This window comes from Protofrankia coriariae (genome assembly GCF_001017755.1).
Classification (GTDB): domain Bacteria; phylum Actinomycetota; class Actinomycetes; order Frankiales; family Frankiaceae; genus Protofrankia; species Protofrankia coriariae.
Window position 1 is genome coordinate 21,162 of the sequence record NZ_JWIO01000002.1, and the last position, 16,344, is coordinate 37,505.

At 70.5% G+C, this 16,344-nt stretch carries 11 protein-coding genes and 1 pseudogene (1 of these 12 cut by a window edge); 7 read left to right on the plus strand and 5 right to left on the minus strand.

Features of this window, described 5'->3' with window-relative positions; translation table 11 throughout:
- Positions 1 to 9 precede the first annotated feature (9 nt).
- Positions 10 to 2,343 (minus strand): glycogen debranching protein GlgX, encoded by a 2,334-nt coding sequence (gene glgX, locus FrCorBMG51_RS01175; protein ID WP_086055185.1) that lies wholly within the window; start codon positions 2,341 to 2,343, stop codon positions 10 to 12.
- A 359-nt stretch (positions 2,344 to 2,702) separates the two neighbouring features.
- On the opposite strand from glgX, the gene FrCorBMG51_RS01180 reads away from it, so the two are divergent.
- The 4 genes from FrCorBMG51_RS01180 to FrCorBMG51_RS01195 all read left to right on the plus strand — a co-directional run bounded on the left by FrCorBMG51_RS01180 (position 2,703) and on the right by FrCorBMG51_RS01195 (position 6,619).
- Positions 2,703 to 3,479: an enoyl-CoA hydratase/isomerase family protein gene (locus FrCorBMG51_RS01180; protein ID WP_047221316.1), complete on the plus strand. Its 777-nt coding sequence runs from the start codon at positions 2,703 to 2,705 to the stop codon at positions 3,477 to 3,479.
- Positions 3,480 to 3,484: 5 nt separating this feature from the next.
- Entirely contained in the window at positions 3,485 to 4,546 is a 1,062-nt protein-coding gene (locus FrCorBMG51_RS01185) for a class I SAM-dependent methyltransferase (protein WP_235433219.1), read from the plus strand.
- The gene (locus FrCorBMG51_RS01190) at positions 4,543 to 5,292 is read left to right on the plus strand and encodes an acyltransferase (protein ID WP_047221317.1); all 750 of its coding nucleotides are present in this window, start codon (positions 4,543 to 4,545) and stop codon (positions 5,290 to 5,292) included. Before FrCorBMG51_RS01185 ends, FrCorBMG51_RS01190 begins: the two co-directional genes overlap by 4 nt.
- Positions 5,293 to 5,626: 334 nt before the next feature.
- Positions 5,627 to 6,619, plus strand: coding sequence for a M48 family metallopeptidase (locus FrCorBMG51_RS01195; protein WP_235433220.1), 993 nt, complete (start codon positions 5,627 to 5,629; stop codon positions 6,617 to 6,619).
- Positions 6,620 to 6,689: 70 nt separating this feature from the next.
- On the opposite strand, the gene FrCorBMG51_RS01200 is transcribed toward FrCorBMG51_RS01195, so the two are convergent.
- The 4 genes from FrCorBMG51_RS01200 to FrCorBMG51_RS01215 form a co-directional block, all read right to left on the minus strand.
- On the minus strand, positions 6,690 to 7,658 hold the full coding sequence (locus FrCorBMG51_RS01200; RefSeq protein ID WP_235433221.1) for an endonuclease/exonuclease/phosphatase family protein: 969 nt from the start codon (positions 7,656 to 7,658) through the stop codon (positions 6,690 to 6,692).
- A 333-nt stretch (positions 7,659 to 7,991) separates the two neighbouring features.
- A complete protein-coding gene (locus tag FrCorBMG51_RS01205; protein ID WP_083730919.1) occupies positions 7,992 to 9,596 on the minus strand; it encodes a 1,4-alpha-glucan branching protein domain-containing protein in 1,605 nt (534 codons plus the stop codon).
- Positions 9,593 to 10,447, minus strand: coding sequence for a class I SAM-dependent methyltransferase (locus FrCorBMG51_RS01210; protein WP_083730918.1), 855 nt, complete (start codon positions 10,445 to 10,447; stop codon positions 9,593 to 9,595). Before FrCorBMG51_RS01210 ends, FrCorBMG51_RS01205 begins: the two co-directional genes overlap by 4 nt.
- A 481-nt stretch (positions 10,448 to 10,928) precedes the next feature.
- Complete coding sequence (locus FrCorBMG51_RS01215) at positions 10,929 to 12,380, minus strand: NsdA family TPR-like regulatory protein (protein ID WP_047221318.1); 1,452 nt, start codon at positions 12,378 to 12,380, stop codon at positions 10,929 to 10,931.
- 288 nt (positions 12,381 to 12,668) lie between these two features.
- Here FrCorBMG51_RS01215 and FrCorBMG51_RS01220 point away from each other — a divergent pair, with 288 nt between their 5' ends.
- The 3 genes and pseudogenes from FrCorBMG51_RS01220 to icmF all read left to right on the plus strand — a co-directional run.
- Complete coding sequence (locus FrCorBMG51_RS01220) at positions 12,669 to 13,454, plus strand: electron transfer flavoprotein subunit beta/FixA family protein (RefSeq protein WP_043607045.1); 786 nt, start codon at positions 12,669 to 12,671, stop codon at positions 13,452 to 13,454.
- Positions 13,455 to 13,468: 14 nt separating this feature from the next.
- Positions 13,469 to 14,445: pseudogene (locus FrCorBMG51_RS32965) on the plus strand (electron transfer flavoprotein subunit alpha/FixB family protein).
- A gap of 513 nt (positions 14,446 to 14,958) precedes the next feature.
- On the plus strand, positions 14,959 to 16,344 hold the 5' portion of the coding sequence (gene icmF / locus FrCorBMG51_RS01230; protein WP_047221319.1) for a fused isobutyryl-CoA mutase/GTPase IcmF. It continues 1,884 nt past the right edge of the window; 1,386 of the gene's 3,270 nt are visible here — the first part of the coding sequence; its start codon is at positions 14,959 to 14,961; the stop codon falls past the right edge of the window.

Sequence of the window (16,344 nt, forward strand, 5' to 3'; positions counted from 1 at the left end):
TGGTTCTGCTCATTCGGTGGCGCGCAGGAGGAGGACGGCGCGGCCGGCGACGGGTAGGTGTTCGCCGGCGTCGAGGGGCCGTGACGGGGTGTCGAGCGTGGCGGGGAAGCCTGCGAGGTCGTCCGCGCTGGTGTCGAGCAGCAGCGCGTAGGCCGACGCCCACGGCTGGCCTGGCAGGACGACGGTCACCGGGTCGCTGTCCGGGTGCAGGACGAGCAGGAAGCTGTCGCCGGTGGCCGCGATGCCGTCCGGCGCGCGCCAGCCGAGGGCCGTCCCGCACAGGTGGGCGACGACCGTGCGGACGTTCGGGGAGTTCCAGTCCGCGTCCGACATGACCGCGCCGTCCGGGCGGAACCAGGTGATGTCCGCGGCTGTCCCGGCGGTGGAGGAGCCGCCCTGGAAGAACGTCCGTCGGCACAGCGTCGGGGAGCGGCGCCGTAGCGCGATCAGGCCGCTGACCAGCGGCAGCAGCATCAGGTCGGGCCCGGCCGGGTCGGGCGCGGGCAGGCCGTCCGCGGGTGCCGGGCCGTCCTCGCCGGAGGTGCCGGCGGGCAGGGCGCGCCCGGGGGCGTGACCGTCGAGGAGGCGGCCGTCGGGCGCCGGGGCGGTGCGGGTGGGCCAGCGCAGCCACGAGGTGGCGTTGTCCTGGCAGTAGGCGTTGTTGTTGCCGCCCTGGGAACGGCCGAGCTCGTCCCCGGCGAGCAGCATCGGCACCCCCGCCGACAGCAGCAGGGTCGCCAGCAGCGAGCGGCGGACCAGCCGCCGGCAGGCCAGCACGGCCGGATCGTCGCTGGGCCCCTCCACCCCGAAGTTCGCCGAGTTGCCGTGGTCGTCGCCGTCGCGGTTGTCCTCGCCGTTGGCCTCGTTGTGCTTGTGGTCGTAGGAGACGAGGTCGGCGAGGGTGAAGCCGTCGTGCGCGGTGACGAAGTTCACCGACGCCCACGGCTGGCGGCCCGAATGGTGGTACAGATCACTTGATCCGGTGATCCGGTAGCCCAGGTCGGCCACGGTGGAGGCACCGCGCGTCCATGCCGCGCGCACGGTGTCCCGGTAGCGGCCGTTCCACTCCGCCCACGGCGCCGGGAACGCGCCCACCTGGTAGCCGCCCCAGCCGACGTCCCAGGGCTCGGCGATGAGCTTGACGGTGGACAGCAGCGGGTCGGCGTGGATGGCGGTCAGCAGCGGCGCCGCCGGGTCGAAGCCGTCGGGGCTGCGCGCGAGCGCCGTCGCCAGGTCGAAGCGGAACCCGTCCACGCCCATCTCGGTGACCCAGTAGCGCAGCGAGTCCGTGATCAGCTTCACCACGTGCGGGGACGCGGTGTTCACCGTGTTGCCGCAGCCGGTGACGTCCCGGTAGCGACGTGGGTCGCCCGGGTCCACCCGGTAGTAGGTCGTGTTGTCCAGGCCGCGCAGCGACAGGGTGGGGCCGTGCTCGTCGCCCTCGGCGGTGTGGTTGAACACCACGTCGAGAATGACCTCTATCCCGGCCGCGTGTAACGCGCCCACCATCGACTGGAACTCGGCCACCGGGTTGTTCGTGGCCGCGTAGCCCGGGTGCGGGGCGAAGAAGCCCACGGTGTTGTAGCCCCAGTAGTTGGTCAGGCCGCGCTGGGACAGGGCCGGCTCCGGGACGTGCGCGTGGACCGGGAGCAGTTCCACCGCGGTGACGCCGAGCGTGCGCAGGTGGTCGATGACCGCCGGGTGGGCCAGGCCTGCGTAGGTGCCGCGCTGCGCCGGCGGGACGTCCGGATGCGTCCGGGTGAACCCCTTCACGTGCAGTTCGTAGATGACCGTCTCGGGCCAGGGGATGGCCGGGCGCTTCCCGGTCGGGCGGCGGCGGCCGTCGACCACCACGCACACCGGGACGAAGGGCGCGGAGTCGTGCCCGTCGGGGCCGGCCGCGTACGGGTCGGCCTCCTCGAAACCGTGGATCGCGGGATGTGGGACGAGGGAACCGGTCAGCATCCGCGCGTAGGGGTCGACGAGCAGCTTGGCCGGGTTGTGACGCAGACCGCGTTCGGGGGCGTAGGGCCCGTGTGCCCGCAGCCCGTAACGCTGGCCCGGCCCGACCCCGGGCAGGTAGCCGTACCAGACCCCGCCGCCCCGTTCGGGCAGCCGGTGGCGCTTCTCCCGGCCCCGGGTGTCGAACAGGCAGATCTCGACCGCGTCCGCGCTCGGGGCCGCCACCGCGACGTTGGCACCCCGGCCGTCCCAGTGGACCCCCAGCGGCTCGGGCGACCCGGGCAGCACGAGCCCGCGCCGGGCGGCAGCGGCCTGACCGGCCTTGGGCCGATCGGTGTTGGGCTGATCGGTGCTGTCACGAACGCGGAATCGTGGCGTCACCTCCGTGACGGTAGCCGCGGCATGTTACCGGCGCCCGATTCCGGTCACTGCTGTCCGGTTACTCCCGCCGGTGGGAGGGGCCGTGGGTGGCCGGCGGTGCCGCGATTCGGTGGGATCCGATCATCAGGATCGGGTCGTCACGGCTGCCGAACGCGCCATAGCCGCCAAAAGGTGTCGGAAACGTAATCGTCGCGTATCCGTGAAGATCGAGTCGTCAGGGCTTAGGCTGCCTGAATCAGGGGTGCCGTCTGGACGTCACGGGCCCGGCACGGGTACCAGCGGATGACAGTTGGCCAACGGTGGGGCGACGGATGGGCCGTACGCCGCCGGAAGCCGGGAATGATCGAGGAGGTCGGTCGGTGGCGGTCGTGGGGTTCGACGTCGACGGCGGTGTTGGCACGATCAGGCTGGATCGGCCCCCGATGAACGTCATCAACAGCGAGGTCACCGCCGGGCTGCGCGCGGCGGCCGACGAGGCGACCAGGCGGACGGACGTGCGGGCGGTCATCATCTACGGCGGCCCGAAGGTGTTCGCGGCCGGGGCCGACGTCAAGGAGATGGCTCCGCTGGACCACGCGGAGATCCTGACGTGGGTGACCGAGCTGACCACCACGTTCGAGGCGGTGGCCCGGATCCCGAAACCGGTGGTGGCCGCGGTGACCGGCTACGCCCTCGGCGGTGGCCTGGAGCTCGCCCTGACCGCCGACTTCCGGGTCTTCGGGGACAACGTCAAGGCGGGACAGCCCGAGATCCTGCTCGGCATCATCCCGGGCGCGGGCGGGACGCAGCGGCTGCCACGGCTGATCGGGGTGGCGAAGGCCAAGGATCTGATCTTCACTGGCCGGCAGGTCCGGGCCGCCGAGGCCAAGGAGATCGGTCTCGCCGACCGGCTGGTCGCCCCCGACGACGTCTACACCGAGGCACGCTCCCTCGTCGCCCGGTTCGTCGACGGGCCGGCGGTCGCGCTGCGGGCGGCCAAGCGGGCGATCGACGACGGGCTGGACAGCGGGCTGTCCGAGGGGCTGCGCCTGGAGACGTCGCTGTTCGCCGGGCTGTTCGGCACGCAGGACAGGCGCATCGGCCTGGACTCCTTCGTCGAGCGCGGTCCCGGCAAGGCTGATTTCGTCGGCCGCTGAACGCCATGGACGACGCCGTGGACGTGCCCCGGGCAGGCGAGGCGAACCCGGAAGCCGGGACGGACCGGGTGCCGGGAACGGACCAGGAATCCGAGACGGCCGGGCCGGGCCGGGCGGCCGGGCCGTCGGCGTCCGACATCCGGGCGGCCTGGAACGACCCCAAACAGGCGAACATCATCTACCACGACGCCGAGGCCGACTCCTACGACGCCAAGTGGTCGATCTCGTTCGACGACCGCTGCATCGACTACGCCCGGGACAGGTTCGTCACCATCGCCGGGAGAACCGGCTGGCCCTACCCGAACGCCCTCGAGATCGGCGCGGGCACCGGGTTCTTCCTGCTCAACCTGGTGCAGGCCGGGGTGGTCGCCCGCGACGGGGCGCACGTCAGCGACATCAGCCCCGGGATGGTCGCCACCGCGACCCGCAACGCCGCGAACCTGGGCCTGACGGTCGCGGGCCGGGTCGCCGACGCCGAGTTCGTCCCGTACCCGGACGCGAGTTTCGACCTGGTGGTGGGGCACGCCGTCCTGCACCACATCCCGGATGTCGAGCGGGCGCTGCGGGAGGTGCTGCGGGTACTGCGGCCGGGTGGGCGGTTCGTGTTCGCGGGGGAGCCGACCCGCTACGGCGACGTGGTGGCCCGCCGGCTGTCGCGGGCGACCTGGTGGGCGACCACCCGGGTGACCAGGCTGCCGATGCTGCGGGACTGGGCCCGGCCGGCCGAGGAGCTCGCGGCCAGTTCCGCCGCGCACGCCCTGGAGTCCGTGGTGGACCTGCACACCTTCGTCCCGGCGGAGTTGGCCGCGCTGGCGCGCCGCGCCGGCGCGGCCGAGGTGAAGGTGCGCACGGAGGAGCTCACCGCGGCCTGGTTCGGCTGGCCGGTGCGCACCTTCGAATGCGCCGTCGCCGAGTCGAAGCTCGGCTTCGGCTACCGGATGCGCGTCTACCGGACCTGGCAGCGCCTTGCCGCCTTCGACGCCCGGTACGCTTCCCGGGTGGTGCCTTCCGGTCTTTTCTACAACGCTCTCGTCACCGGTGTCCGGGCGCCGGATCCACACCGGTGAGAATACTCGGCCGCCGCTCGGGCGGAGATCCCCGGCAGGAGCGTTTCCTCACGTTCTCCGCGGTGCGCTGGATCGTCCGCCATCGGGCCTGGACGCCTTTCTACCTGCACCGGTACTGGCGGTTCGCGCTGTTTCGGCTACGGTATCCGCAGGTGGTGACCGAGGGTTTCGTTTTTCTTGGGAAGAACGTGGTCCTCGAGGGGCGCCCCGGCTACGGGAGGATCGTGCTGGGCCGCTGGGTGCACCTCGGTGACAACAGTCGGATCCGCTGCCACGAGGGAAACCTGCGTATCGGCGACAAATGTGTCCTCGGACGGAACAGCACCATCAACTGCTATCTTGACGTCGAAATCGGCGCAAAATCCCTGATCGCGGACGACGTGTACATCATAGATTTCGATCACGTGTTCGACGATATTCACGTGCCAATCAAGGACCAGGGCATCGTGAAGTCCCCGGTGCGGATCGGCTCGGACGTGTGGATCGGCACCAAGGTCACCGTGCTGCGCGGGACCCGCGTCGGCCCGGGATCGGTGATCGCCGCGGGTGCCGTGGTGAACGCCGACATCGCGCCGATGTCGGTCGCGGTGGGTGTGCCCGCCCGTGTCGTGCGTAACCGGACAGCGGACTACCAGGCCGCCGAGGCGAAGCGGGCGGCTCTGGCCGACATCGCCCGCAAGACGGCCGCGGCCGCCGCCGGGGTCATCGCGGCCCGCGCCGAGGCCGGTCGCCCCCGTCAGGGATGACCTGTCGCGCCGGCGGTCGAACCGGTGATCGGCCCGGTGACGGGCACAATGGTCAACACGATGATCGACATGATGTCGGAAAGTCGACTTCGTCACCACCGTGGGTGGGGCTTTCGCGACCTTCCGGCGGGCTCTATTATGTCGTCTGACGTCCCGCTTAGATCGATAATATGGTGATCGACCAGTACGACGATCAACAAGTACGGCGATCGGCAGGTACAGCGATCAACAATTGTCGATCGACAAGGTGGCCGACAACAGCGGCCCGGGCGGGTGTCCCGAGAGGTTGAGGATGGCCGAAGCCGACGACATCGTAAACATCCGAAAGCTACCGGTGGATTTCACTGAAACGAGCCGACAGGTCGCCGACCGGCCAGAAAAAGGCGGGCGGGTCCGGTTGCCGGGGCTCGACCCCGATGCCTTTCGGCATCCTCTCGACCGGCGGGCCACCCGTACGCTGCAGCGGATTCCCGGGTTCGACCGGGCCGTGGCGAAATACATCGAATGGGGCGTGGAACGCGGCCACTACGTGGAGCACACGGCGTCCAGCGTGAAAGTGGGGCCGAACCAGCTCCCGGAGATCTACGCGATCCTGCGCGAGGCGTGCGCGATCTTGGACGTTCCGGAGCCCGAGCTCTACGTCCGGCGCGGCCCGGTCGACGCCTACACCGCCGGGCACACCCGGCCCTACGTGGTGCTGTTCACCGACCTGCTCGACATCATGGACACCGACGAGCTGCTGGCCGTGATCGCGCACGAGCTCGGCCACGTCAAGTGCGGCCACGTCCTCTACGGGACGATGGCCCGCATCGTAGGCGGTGCCATGGGCGCGGGGGTGGCCCGCAGGGCGGGCGCCGCCATGGGCAACGTCGTCTCCTTCGGGCTGGGAGCGGGCCTGGCGGCCTGGTCCCGCAAGGCGGAGCTGACCGCCGACCGGGCGGCGATGCTCGCCGTCCAGGATCCCGGCCCGTGCGTCCGGATGATGATGAAGCTCGCCGGCGGCGCGACCCGCTGGCTGGACCAGATGAACCCGGAGGCCTTCCTCGAGCAGGCCCGGCTGCTCGAGGACATGGTCGAGGAGAGCGCGCTCGCCCGGCTCCACCGACTGCGGATCCGCACCACCGGATCCCATCCGCTCGCGGTCGAGCGCGCCCGCTACTTCGACGAGTGGCTGCACGAGGACGAGCCCCGCAAGATCCTGGAGGGCATCTATGCCGTGCGGGCCGGCAGCCGGCACTGCCTGACCTGCGAGACACCGCCGCGTCCGACCGAGAACTTCTGCGCGTCCTGCGGCACCGGTCTCGCCGTCTGGACGGCCGCCGGCTGACCCGGCCCGGCCGGCCGCTTCGGCGCACGGCGCACGGCGCACGGCGCAGGCACGGCTGCACGGCGAGGGCTCAGCGCAGGGCGAGGTCGACCACGAGTGGTTTGTGGTCGCTGCCGATCTTGTCGCCCACCTGATAGCCGGTGACGGCGAACTGCGGTGACGCCAGCACGTGGTCGATCCGTAGCAGCGGTGGCAGAGCCAGGTGGTTGGCGTTCCAGGTCGGGGTCCAGCCGGCGCCGGCCACGTCGTGGGCGTCCCGCAGCCGCTCGTCGAGCAGGCGCGCGAACGGCCGGTGGTCGCGGGTGGCGTTGAAGTCACCGGCGAACACCACCGGGACAGGGGAGAGGGCGGCCTCCGCCCGCAGGGCGTCCAGCTGCCGTCGCCACCGGGCGGCGTAGTCGCGGCTCGTCGGTGACACCGTGTGGACGGCGAAGAGCCGGAACTGGCGGGTGGCGTCCACCCGGACCGTCATCCGCAGCGACGGCAGGTCGGCGACCATCGGCAGCTCCGCCTGGACGAGCGGGAACCGGGAGAACACCGCCACCCCGAACGGATCCGGCCGCGGATGCGCCTCCCGGTAGGCGTAGCCGTCCAGCACGCCGGACTTTGTCACCGCGTCCAGGGTGAGCGGGGTGGCCTCCTCCAGCACGACGATGTCGGGCCGGGCACGGGTGATCTGGGCGCCGAGCCGCCCGGCGTCGCCGTTGGTGTACAGCAGGTTGGACGTCATGATCCGTACCTTTGCCGCGCCGGCGGGGACGGCCTCGGGCCTGCCCGGCCACAGTTCGGGCACGGTGAAGGCCAGATGGGCGATGACGGCCAGCAGCGAGACGACCAGCAACCGGTTGCGCCGCAGCGCGAAGGCGGCCGCCAGCGCCACGTAGGCGGGCAGGTACTCGACCGGGGCGAACGCGTTGATCCCCGAGTACGGCCAGCTCAGCACGTCGTCCAGATGGAGCAGCCGGCCCGCGGTGATGATCACGAGGGTGCCGGCGACCACCCAGGAGAGAAAGATCGTCAGGGTTCGTGGCGGTATCACGGCGGCGGCGCGGTCCTTCGCNCGCGGTCCTTCGCCCCCGGCCTGTCCGGCTCGCCGGGGAACACGGGCAGGTCGGAACCGGTCTCCGGATGCGGGGAGGTCATGACAACAGGTTGCCGGTAGGGATGGCCGCCGCGGCCACCAGGGTGGGACGCGGATCCGACACTGCGGCCGAGTACACACCGACATCGCGGCCGACCGCACACTGACCCCGTCCGCAACCGTCCGTATGGACCATGATCCAAGCGAGTTTGTCGTTCTGTACGTTTTTCCACCGCATTGGCGTACACGCCGACAAACTCGCGCCGATCTTCCCCGGTTGGCCGGCAGCGGTCAGGCCCTGGTGAGCCGGCGGGCGTCCAGGGCCGGGAAGGGGTGGTCCAGGGTGCGGTAGTGGCGGGCGAGCCTGGTGGCGGCGAGCCGGTCGCGGGCGTGGACCGTGTCGGCCAGTGCGTCGAAACGCCCCGCGTGCGTGTAGGCCCGGGATCTGGCGTAGTCCGCGGCGCTGTCGTGGGTGACGCAGAACGCCCAGTCGCTGGCGCTGGTGAGGAACGCCTCCCGTGCCATCTGGTCGAGGACGTCGTCCCGCTCGGCCGGGTGGGCGGCGGCGGTCACGACCTCGACCAGCCGCCCGTTCACCTCGGCGGCGAGCTTGGCCAGGTCGGTCACGTCCGCCCAGACGTGGAAGTCCTTGCCGCGCCCCCAGGAGCCCGCCGGCAGGTCGCGGGCGCCATCGACGTGCCCGGCCGCGGCCGCCTGTGACAGCGTCGCAGCCTGGATGCCGGCGTCGGGCAGCAGGGTGAGGACCGCTTCCAGGAACGCCGGCCCCTCGTGCCAGTGGTGGCCGAACAGTTCGGTGTCGAAGGCGCACACGACCAGCGCGCGGCGGCCGTCCCTGGCCGCGGCCAGCTCGGTCAGCCGCCGCCGGAGCACACCGACGAAGCGCGCGGCGTCGTCTGCGGCGGCCCGGCGGGCGGCGGCGGGTTCGTACGGCGCCTTGCGCCCGGGCGGGGTGTCCACGGACGTCACCCTGGACACCCGCAGGCCACTGCCGTGGTCGAAGGTGTGGAAGTCGCGGTACCACGCGCCTCTGGGATAGCCGGCGGTGGGCGACCACACCTCGTAGGAGACGCCGAGGTCGCGGGGGAAGGCCAGCACGCCGCTGCCCGCGACGTCGTAGGCGCCGGCGGTCTCGCCGCCGACGGTCGGGCCGTCCACCACGAAGTGGGTCACACCCGCGGCGGCGTAGTGCCGTTCCAGCCCCGGCCGGTAGGCGCACTCGGGCGCCCAGATCCCGCGGGGCCGGGTACCGAGGCGTAGGGCGGCGTCGTCGAGGCCGGCGCCGAGCTGGACCGGCACGATCCGCTCGTCCAGCAGCGGCAGCACCGGGTGGGACGCCGGCCCCCCGAGCAGTTCGACGACACCGGCGTCGGCCAGGCGGCGCAGCAGCGGTGACGCCCCGTGCCGCCAGCGGCCCTCGACGGCGCGCAGGGCGGCGGTGGCCAGCGCGCCTTCGTGGCCCGCGCCGGGCACGCCGTCCACCAGTGCCCCCTGCGCCCGAAGCTGCCAGTCCGCCACCCACCTGGCCAGTCCGGACAGGCAGTACGGGTCGTCCAGCATGGCGGCCAGCACGGGTGTGACGCCGAGGGTGAGCACGTTGCGCTGGCCGGTGTCGGCGAGACGCTCGAGCAGGTCGAGCAGGGGCAGGTAGGCACCGGTCCAGGCCTGGTAGAGCCATTCCTCGCCGACCGGCCACGCGCCGGCGTGCGCGACCCACGGCAGATGGCTGTGCAGCACCAGGCAGAACGTTCCGACCGGCTCGGCCGGCGTCCGGGCCGCTCCGCGGGTCGGGGTCGGGGAAATGGTCGGGGTCGGGGAAGCGGTCGGGGTCGGGGAAGCGGCCGGGGTCGGCGCCGCGGGCCGTGCCGGGTGGCTCATGGCCGGCGGTAGGCGACCACGGCCAGGTCGAGACAGGCCGTGATCGGGGTGTCGGCGGTGTCCGGGTGCAGGGCGAAGTCGTCGATGGCGGTGCGGCGTACCCGCTCGGCCAGCGCGGCGGACCACTGCGGGTAGGGGCGGGCGAGCTGGGCGTCCACGATCGCGCCGTTGCGGCGCTCCCAGGCCCGTAGTCGCGGCGCGTGCCAGACGCCCCACAGGCGGGTGACCACGAAATGCTCCTCGAGGAGGGAGACGAGCTCGTCGGGGGCGAGCTCCCGGGTGTGGTAAGGGTTCGCGGGAGTGTCGAGCCCCGGTGAGAAGGTCAGCCGGTTCGGGGTCGTCAGCACCAGCGTGCCGGCCGGGCGCAGCACCCGGGCGCACTCGGCCAGGAACGCCTCCTGGTCGTTGAGATGCTCGATGACCTGCAGGTTCGCGACGACCTCGGCGGTGGCGTCGGCGAACGGCAGCCGCTGGAGATCGGCGCGGACAGGGGTGGTGGCGGGATAGGTGCGCCGGACGTGCTCGACGACGTCGGCGGCGGTGTCGACCGCGATGACCCGGGAGGCGGACCTCGCCAGCATCGCCGCGCCGTACCCCTCGCCGCAGCCCGCCTCGACGACCACGGCCCCGGTGGTGAAGGGGGCAAACGCGGCATAGGCCGCCTCGTGCCGTTTGAACCAGTACCGCTCGAACCACACCCCCGGTACGGTCCGTTCCCCGAAGACCGCCCAGGCGAGCAGGGTGTTGTGGTCATCGGACGTGGGGGTGGCCCCGGCGGTGTGGCGGGGTTCAGCGATGTTGCGGGGCCCGGTGGTGTGGCGGGGCGTCGTCGCCGCTTCGTGCCTGACCATGAAACCCGACCCTACGCACTGGTAACCACAACGTGTCGGCGGCTCTCCACAGACAGCAAAAGGTGTGACTTATATGACGTATTACGGGAGGGCTACGGGACGGGTACGAAAGCGGCGTAAAGATGTAACAAAACGGGGTCTCGTCCGCCATGGTTCGGTCCGTTGCAGTACCAACGGAATGCGTCCGACAGGCAACGGTGCGTAATAGTCTACCAGCGGTGAGCGCAACCGCGGTGACGGGCGCCGTGGGCCGTCACGCCCCGGCTGCCCGTCACAGGGCTCGTTCGCCGTCACAGGCCAGTTCGCCCCTGGCCTGTTCACATCTGTCGCGTTATGGCTTTCTCATACGGCTCTGCTTGTACCTCTCTGTACTGATATATCAATTTCTGTACTGATTTATACGATGTACGATGTTGAACGCGTTGCCGTGGAGCTCATGCCCGTGAAGCTCCCTGCGGATCCGGTCCGCGGCTTCGGCCGGTCACGCGGAGATGGCTGTCGCGGCCACCCTGGTGGGGACGCCGGGGCGGGTCACCAGCGGCGCGGCGTGCCGGCGCCACTCCCGGACGGCGACGACGTCGTCGTGCCGGCTCAGCTCGCGGTCGAGATCGCGCAGCTTCTCGGTGATCCGGGCGGAGTCGAGACTGCTCGCCAGGTCGACCGCGCGGTTCCCGGCGTCCAGGGCGGCTTCGAGATCCGGGCCGGGCCTGCGCAGATAGGACAGGGCGAGATCCGCCTCGGCATAGCTGCGGGTGCGGGTCCGGGACGGAAGCTGCCGGGCGCGGGACTCCAGCAGCAGGGGCTCGGCCTGCTGGGTCCACCCGAGCAGCATGAAGCAGTGGCCCTTGCACTCGGCAACGTCCGTCTCGTTGTAGTGCGCGGACCATGGTGGGTCGTCGTCGCCGCCAGCCCGGTCGAGCTCGGCGTCCATGGCGGTCAGCGCCTTGCAACAGCCGGCCTCGTCGCCGTTGCGGGCCAGGGCCCAGGCGTGCTTGTCGTGCAGCATCACCCGTACCGAGCGGGACGCGACGGAGCGGGAGCGCTCGAGGGCGGCCTTGGCCAGTGCGAGGCTCTGGCGAAGTTGGCCGAGACGTCCGGCCTGGTCGCTCATGGTGGAGAGGATCCGGCTGGCCAGCATGGCGTCCCCGGCGTGTTCGGCGAGGCCGAGCGCCTGAATGTAATAGCGTTGTGCCAGTGACTGACGGTCACAGTCCTGGGCGAGCCAGCCGCTGAACTGGGTCAGCTCGGCCAGCGCGCCGAAGAGATCCGGGGTGTGCCGGGCCTCCAGCGCGGTCCTGGCCCGGTCGTGGAGGAAGGCGACCACCTGTCCACGGATCTCGCCGCTGCCGTACCGGGCGTCAAGTTTGCGGAAGGTCTCGGTCATGTCCCTGATCATCATTGCGGTCGGGGCGGTGGCCGGGGTGTCGTCGTCGACCGTCCTGACGACGCCGGTGAGGCTGGCCAGCACCGAGTCCGCGAAGGCGCTCGCTATGAACGCGCTTCCGTCCTGCAAGAGATCTCGCCTGCGCATGTCGCGTCCTGAGAGTCCGGCGATGGTTCCAAGGGTGCCCGCGGGCTGCTCGGCCACGGTGAGCCCGAAGTCGTCCCCGCGAAATGTCTCACCCCGCCAACCGAGGTCGGTCGGGGTGATCCGGTAGCCCACCAGCGCCGACATCTCGGCGGCGGCGAGCTCGGCCACCATGGGGTCGCGGGGGCGCATGCCGCGACGCCAGTGGCCCACCGTGGTCCTGGCCAACCCGAGCTCGATCCGGCGGTGCCGCCGTGCGCGCTCGTTGACCTGCCGGGCGAAACGGGTGTCGGAGATCGAGGTCTCGGCGAGCAGGCGTGCGAACAGCGTGGGCCTGGATCCATCTTTGTCCGATACAGGGTCATCATCCCGAACGAAGTCGATCAGTTCCGGTTTTCTGTCCATTGTGCCCTCATGGCTCGTGTAATGACTTTTCGTGACGACAGGGTGTTTTTTCAGCCTCGGGACAGAACGTAGTGATGCGATCACGGTGACGGAAGGGACTGTGCAGAAGTCGGCTTGAATGCACACGTGGGTGCCTTCCGGTGGCAACGTGGACGGAGTGTGGCTCCGGGTGTGGGCGGGGCGCGGTACCGGACGCGTCGGCGATCATTGAGCGTGACAACGTTGCCGGTGCGACCATGTCAGGAACAAGCAGACCGATGAAAGTGGCTACGGAGGCCTCGAGGCGTGGTGAACATCGTTGTTACTGTCAAGCAGGTGCCGGACACCTGGGCAGAGAAGAAGCTCGATCCGGTCACCAAGACGATCGATCGTAAGAGTGTGGACAACGTCATAAACGAGATGGACGAATACGGTGTCGAAGAGGCTCTGAAGATCAAGGAAGCCCATGGTGGCGAGGTGACAGTGGTCACCCTGGGCCCGCAGAAGGCCATCGAGACCATCCGCAAGGCACTGTCGATGGGCGCGGACAAGGCCGTGCACATCACCGACGAGCAGCTGGCCGGCTCCGACGCCCTGCAGACGTCCGTCGTGCTCGCGAAAGTTATTTCCACGCTGTCGCCCGACATCGTCATCACCGCAGCCGAGGCCTCTGACGCCCGGGGCGGTGTGCTGGGGGCCCTGCTCGCCGAGCAGCTCGGGCTCCCGCAGCTCACCCAGGCCCGTAAGGTGACCGTCGACCCGGCGGCAGGCACTGTTCGTATCGAACGCCAGGCCGACAACGGCTACGCTCTGGTAGAAGCGTCCACACCGGCGGTCGTCGGTGTCGTCGAGAAGATCAACCAGCCGCGTTACCCGTCGTTCAAGGGGATCATGGCGGCCAAGAAGAAGCCGCTGACCACCGTGTCCGTTGCCGACGCCGGCCTGGATCCCGCCACGGTCGGGCTTGCCAACGCCGCGTCGACGGTGGTGGACGCCCAGCCGGCGCCGCCCCGTCAGACCGGAACGATCGTCAAGGACGAGGGCGACGGCGGTACGAAGGCCGCCGAGTTCCTCGTCGCGCAGAAGCTGATCTGAGGGGTCCTTATCCGATGGCTGAGGTTCTGGTACTCGTCGAGCACGCGGACGGCGAGCCGAAGAAGATCACTGCCGAACTGCTGACGCTCGCCCGGTCGCTGGGCGAGGCGTCCGCGGTCTTCCTCGGCGCTCCCGGCACGTACGAGAAGAGCAAGGATTTCCTGGCGGAGTACGGAGCGTCGAAGGTGTACGTCGTCGAGTCCGACGACGTCGTCGACTATGTGGTGGCGCCGGTGGCCGAGGTCCTGGCCAAGCTGGTGACCGACGTCTCGCCCGCGGCGGTCCTCACGGCCGCCACCGCGGAGGCTCGGGAGGCCGCCANGCTCGGGAGGCCGCCGCTCGGACGGCCGCGAAGACCGGGTCCGGTCTGCTCTGGGACGCCGTCGCCGTCGCGGCGGACCTGACCGCGACCCAGGGCATCTTCGGTGGCTCCACGATCGTCACCTCGAAGGTCACCAAGGGGACGCCGATCTTCGTGGTGCGGCCGAACACCACCGCCCCCGAGGCCGCGCCGACCACCCCGGTGACGGAGAACGTCCACATCACGATCTCGGACGTGGCGAAGTCGGCGAAGATCCTCGACCGGGTGGTCGAGGCCAAGTCGGGCCGTCCCGACCTCACCGAGGCGCAGATCGTGGTCTCCGGCGGCCGTGGTCTCGGCGCCGCCGAGCACTTCACGCTGGTCGAGAAGCTGGCGGACAGCCTCGGCGCCGCGGTGGGCGCGTCCCGGGCGGCGACCGACGCTGGCTGGTACCCCCACCAGCAGCAGGTCGGCCAGACCGGCAAGACCGTGTCGCCGCAGCTCTACGTCGCGGTCGGCATCTCCGGTGCGATCCAGCACCGGGCCGGGATGCAGACGTCCAAGACGATCGTAGCGATCAACAAGGATCCGGAGGCGCCCATCTTCGAGTTCGCCGACTACGGAGTCGTGGGTGACCTGTTCAATGTCGTCCCACAGCTCACCGAGGCGATCGAGAAGCGCAAGGGGTAGCCGGGCTGCCGCTTTGCGGCAGCGTGTCCGCGGATGTTCCACCGGTGTCCTTCCGCGGCCTTCCGCGGTCCCTGACGGCCGGATGTTCCCACCCGGGGAACGTCCGGCCGTTGCTGTTTCACCCCCGGCGCGGGCGGCCATCTGGAGCTGGAACCGCCTCGGAACAGCCTGACGAACGCTGGCCGCGGACCCCTGCAGGTCCTGGTGGTGCGCTGGGGGTCCGGGCATCGGAACCCCTGTTCGATCCCGTTTCCCGGTCTCTGGGGCTGGTTCCGGATGATGCTGGTCCGGTGCCCGGTGGTCATCGCCCGGTGGTCATTGCTGATCCAGTGGGCGCCAGCTGGCTGGAACGCCCTCCCGTCGCCTTCCGTTGCGGATGCGGCCGGGAATCTCCGCAAAATGATGATCATGCTGGGGTCTGGACGTCCAGCCTATTGTGTGGGCATCCTAATATCTGCCCATCCAACTATTGGATGGGGGAGCATGCCCGCCGTTGGTCCGGAGGTTTCGAGGATGGGCGCAGCCAGTCAGTCACCCCTGCACGTCCCGCAGCATCCGGTGCGGGTCGTCACCGTGGCCTCCCTGTTCGACGGCCACGACGCGGCGATCAACATCATGCGCAGGATCCTGCAGTCCCAGGGCGTCGAAGTGATCCACCTCGGCCATGACCGCGGTGTGGAGGAGGTGGTCACGGCCGCGATCCAGGAGGACGCCCAGGCGGTGGCGCTGTCGTCCTACCAGGGCGGGCACGTCGAGTACTTCAGCTATCTGGTCCAGCGGCTGCGCGAGCGCGGCGCCGGCCACATCCGGGTGTACGGCGGGGGAGGGGGCGTCATCGTCCCCGACGAGATCGCCCTGCTGCACTCCCGCGGAGTCGCCCGGATCTTCTCGCCGCAGGACGGGCAGCGGCTCGGGCTGCCAGGGATGATCAATATTATCGTCACCGAGTGCGACACCGACTTGACCACTGACCTGCCGTCGCTGCCGGCGATCACAGCTGGTGACCAGGGTGCGCTCGCCCGGGCGATCACCGTGTTGCAGGGCGGCGCCTCGCCCGAGCTCGCGCGCCAGGTGCGCCAGGCGGCCCGGCCCGGTGTCCCGGTGCTGGGCATCACGGGCACGGGCGGATCCGGCAAGTCCTCGCTGACCGACGAGCTGCTGCGCCGGCTGCGCCTCGACCAGCAGGACAAGCTGCGCGCCGCCGTGATCGCGGTGGACCCGACCCGCCGCCGCGCCGGCGGCGCCCTGCTCGGCGACCGCATCCGGATGAACGTGCTCGGGGACGCCGACGGCCCGTCCACGATCTTCTTCCGTTCGCTGGCGACCCGGGGCGCCGGCAGTGAGCTGCCCGAACGGATCGGCGACGTGATCGCGGCCTGCCAGGCCGCCGGCTACGACCTGGTCGTGGTCGAGACGCCGGGAATCGGCCAGGGTGACACCGGCATCGTCGACCTGGTGGACGTCTCGCTGTACGTGATGACGCCCGAGTACGGTGCCGCGTCCCAGCTCGAGAAGATCGACATGCTGGACTTCGCCGACGTGGTGGCGATCAACAAGTTCGAGCGGTCCGGGGCCGAGGACGCCCGCCGCGACGTCGGCCGTCAGCTGGTGCGCAACCGGGAGGCCTTCGGCTCCTCCTGGGAGGACATGCCGGTGTTCGGGACGAGCGCGGCCCGGTTCAACGACGACGGGGTCACCGCGCTCTACCAGCATCTGACCTCGCTGCTCGGGGCCAAGGGCCTGCCGCTGGCCGCCGGCACGCTGCCGCGGGTGTCGGTCAAGGCGTCCTCGGGGCTGACGAGGGTGCTCCCGGCGTCCCGCGTCCGCTACCTGGCGGAGATCGCCGAGACCGTCCGCTCCTACCACCGGCACAGCGCCGAGCAGGTCGAGGCGGCCCGC

What these genes read in the sequence shown, in the direction of transcription:
- FrCorBMG51_RS01215 (WP_047221318.1), bottom strand. Translation starts at nt 12,380, where the DNA reads ATGGACAGAAAACCGGAACTGATCGACTTCGTTCGGGATGATGACCCT.
- FrCorBMG51_RS01205 (WP_083730919.1), bottom strand. Translation starts at nt 9,596, where the DNA reads ATGAGCCACCCGGCACGGCCCGCGGCGCCGACCCCGGCCGCTTCCCCG.
- FrCorBMG51_RS01185 (WP_235433219.1), top strand. Translation starts at nt 3,485, where the DNA reads ATGGACGACGCCGTGGACGTGCCCCGGGCAGGCGAGGCGAACCCGGAA.
- FrCorBMG51_RS01210 (WP_083730918.1), bottom strand. Translation starts at nt 10,447, where the DNA reads ATGGTCAGGCACGAAGCGGCGACGACGCCCCGCCACACCACCGGGCCC.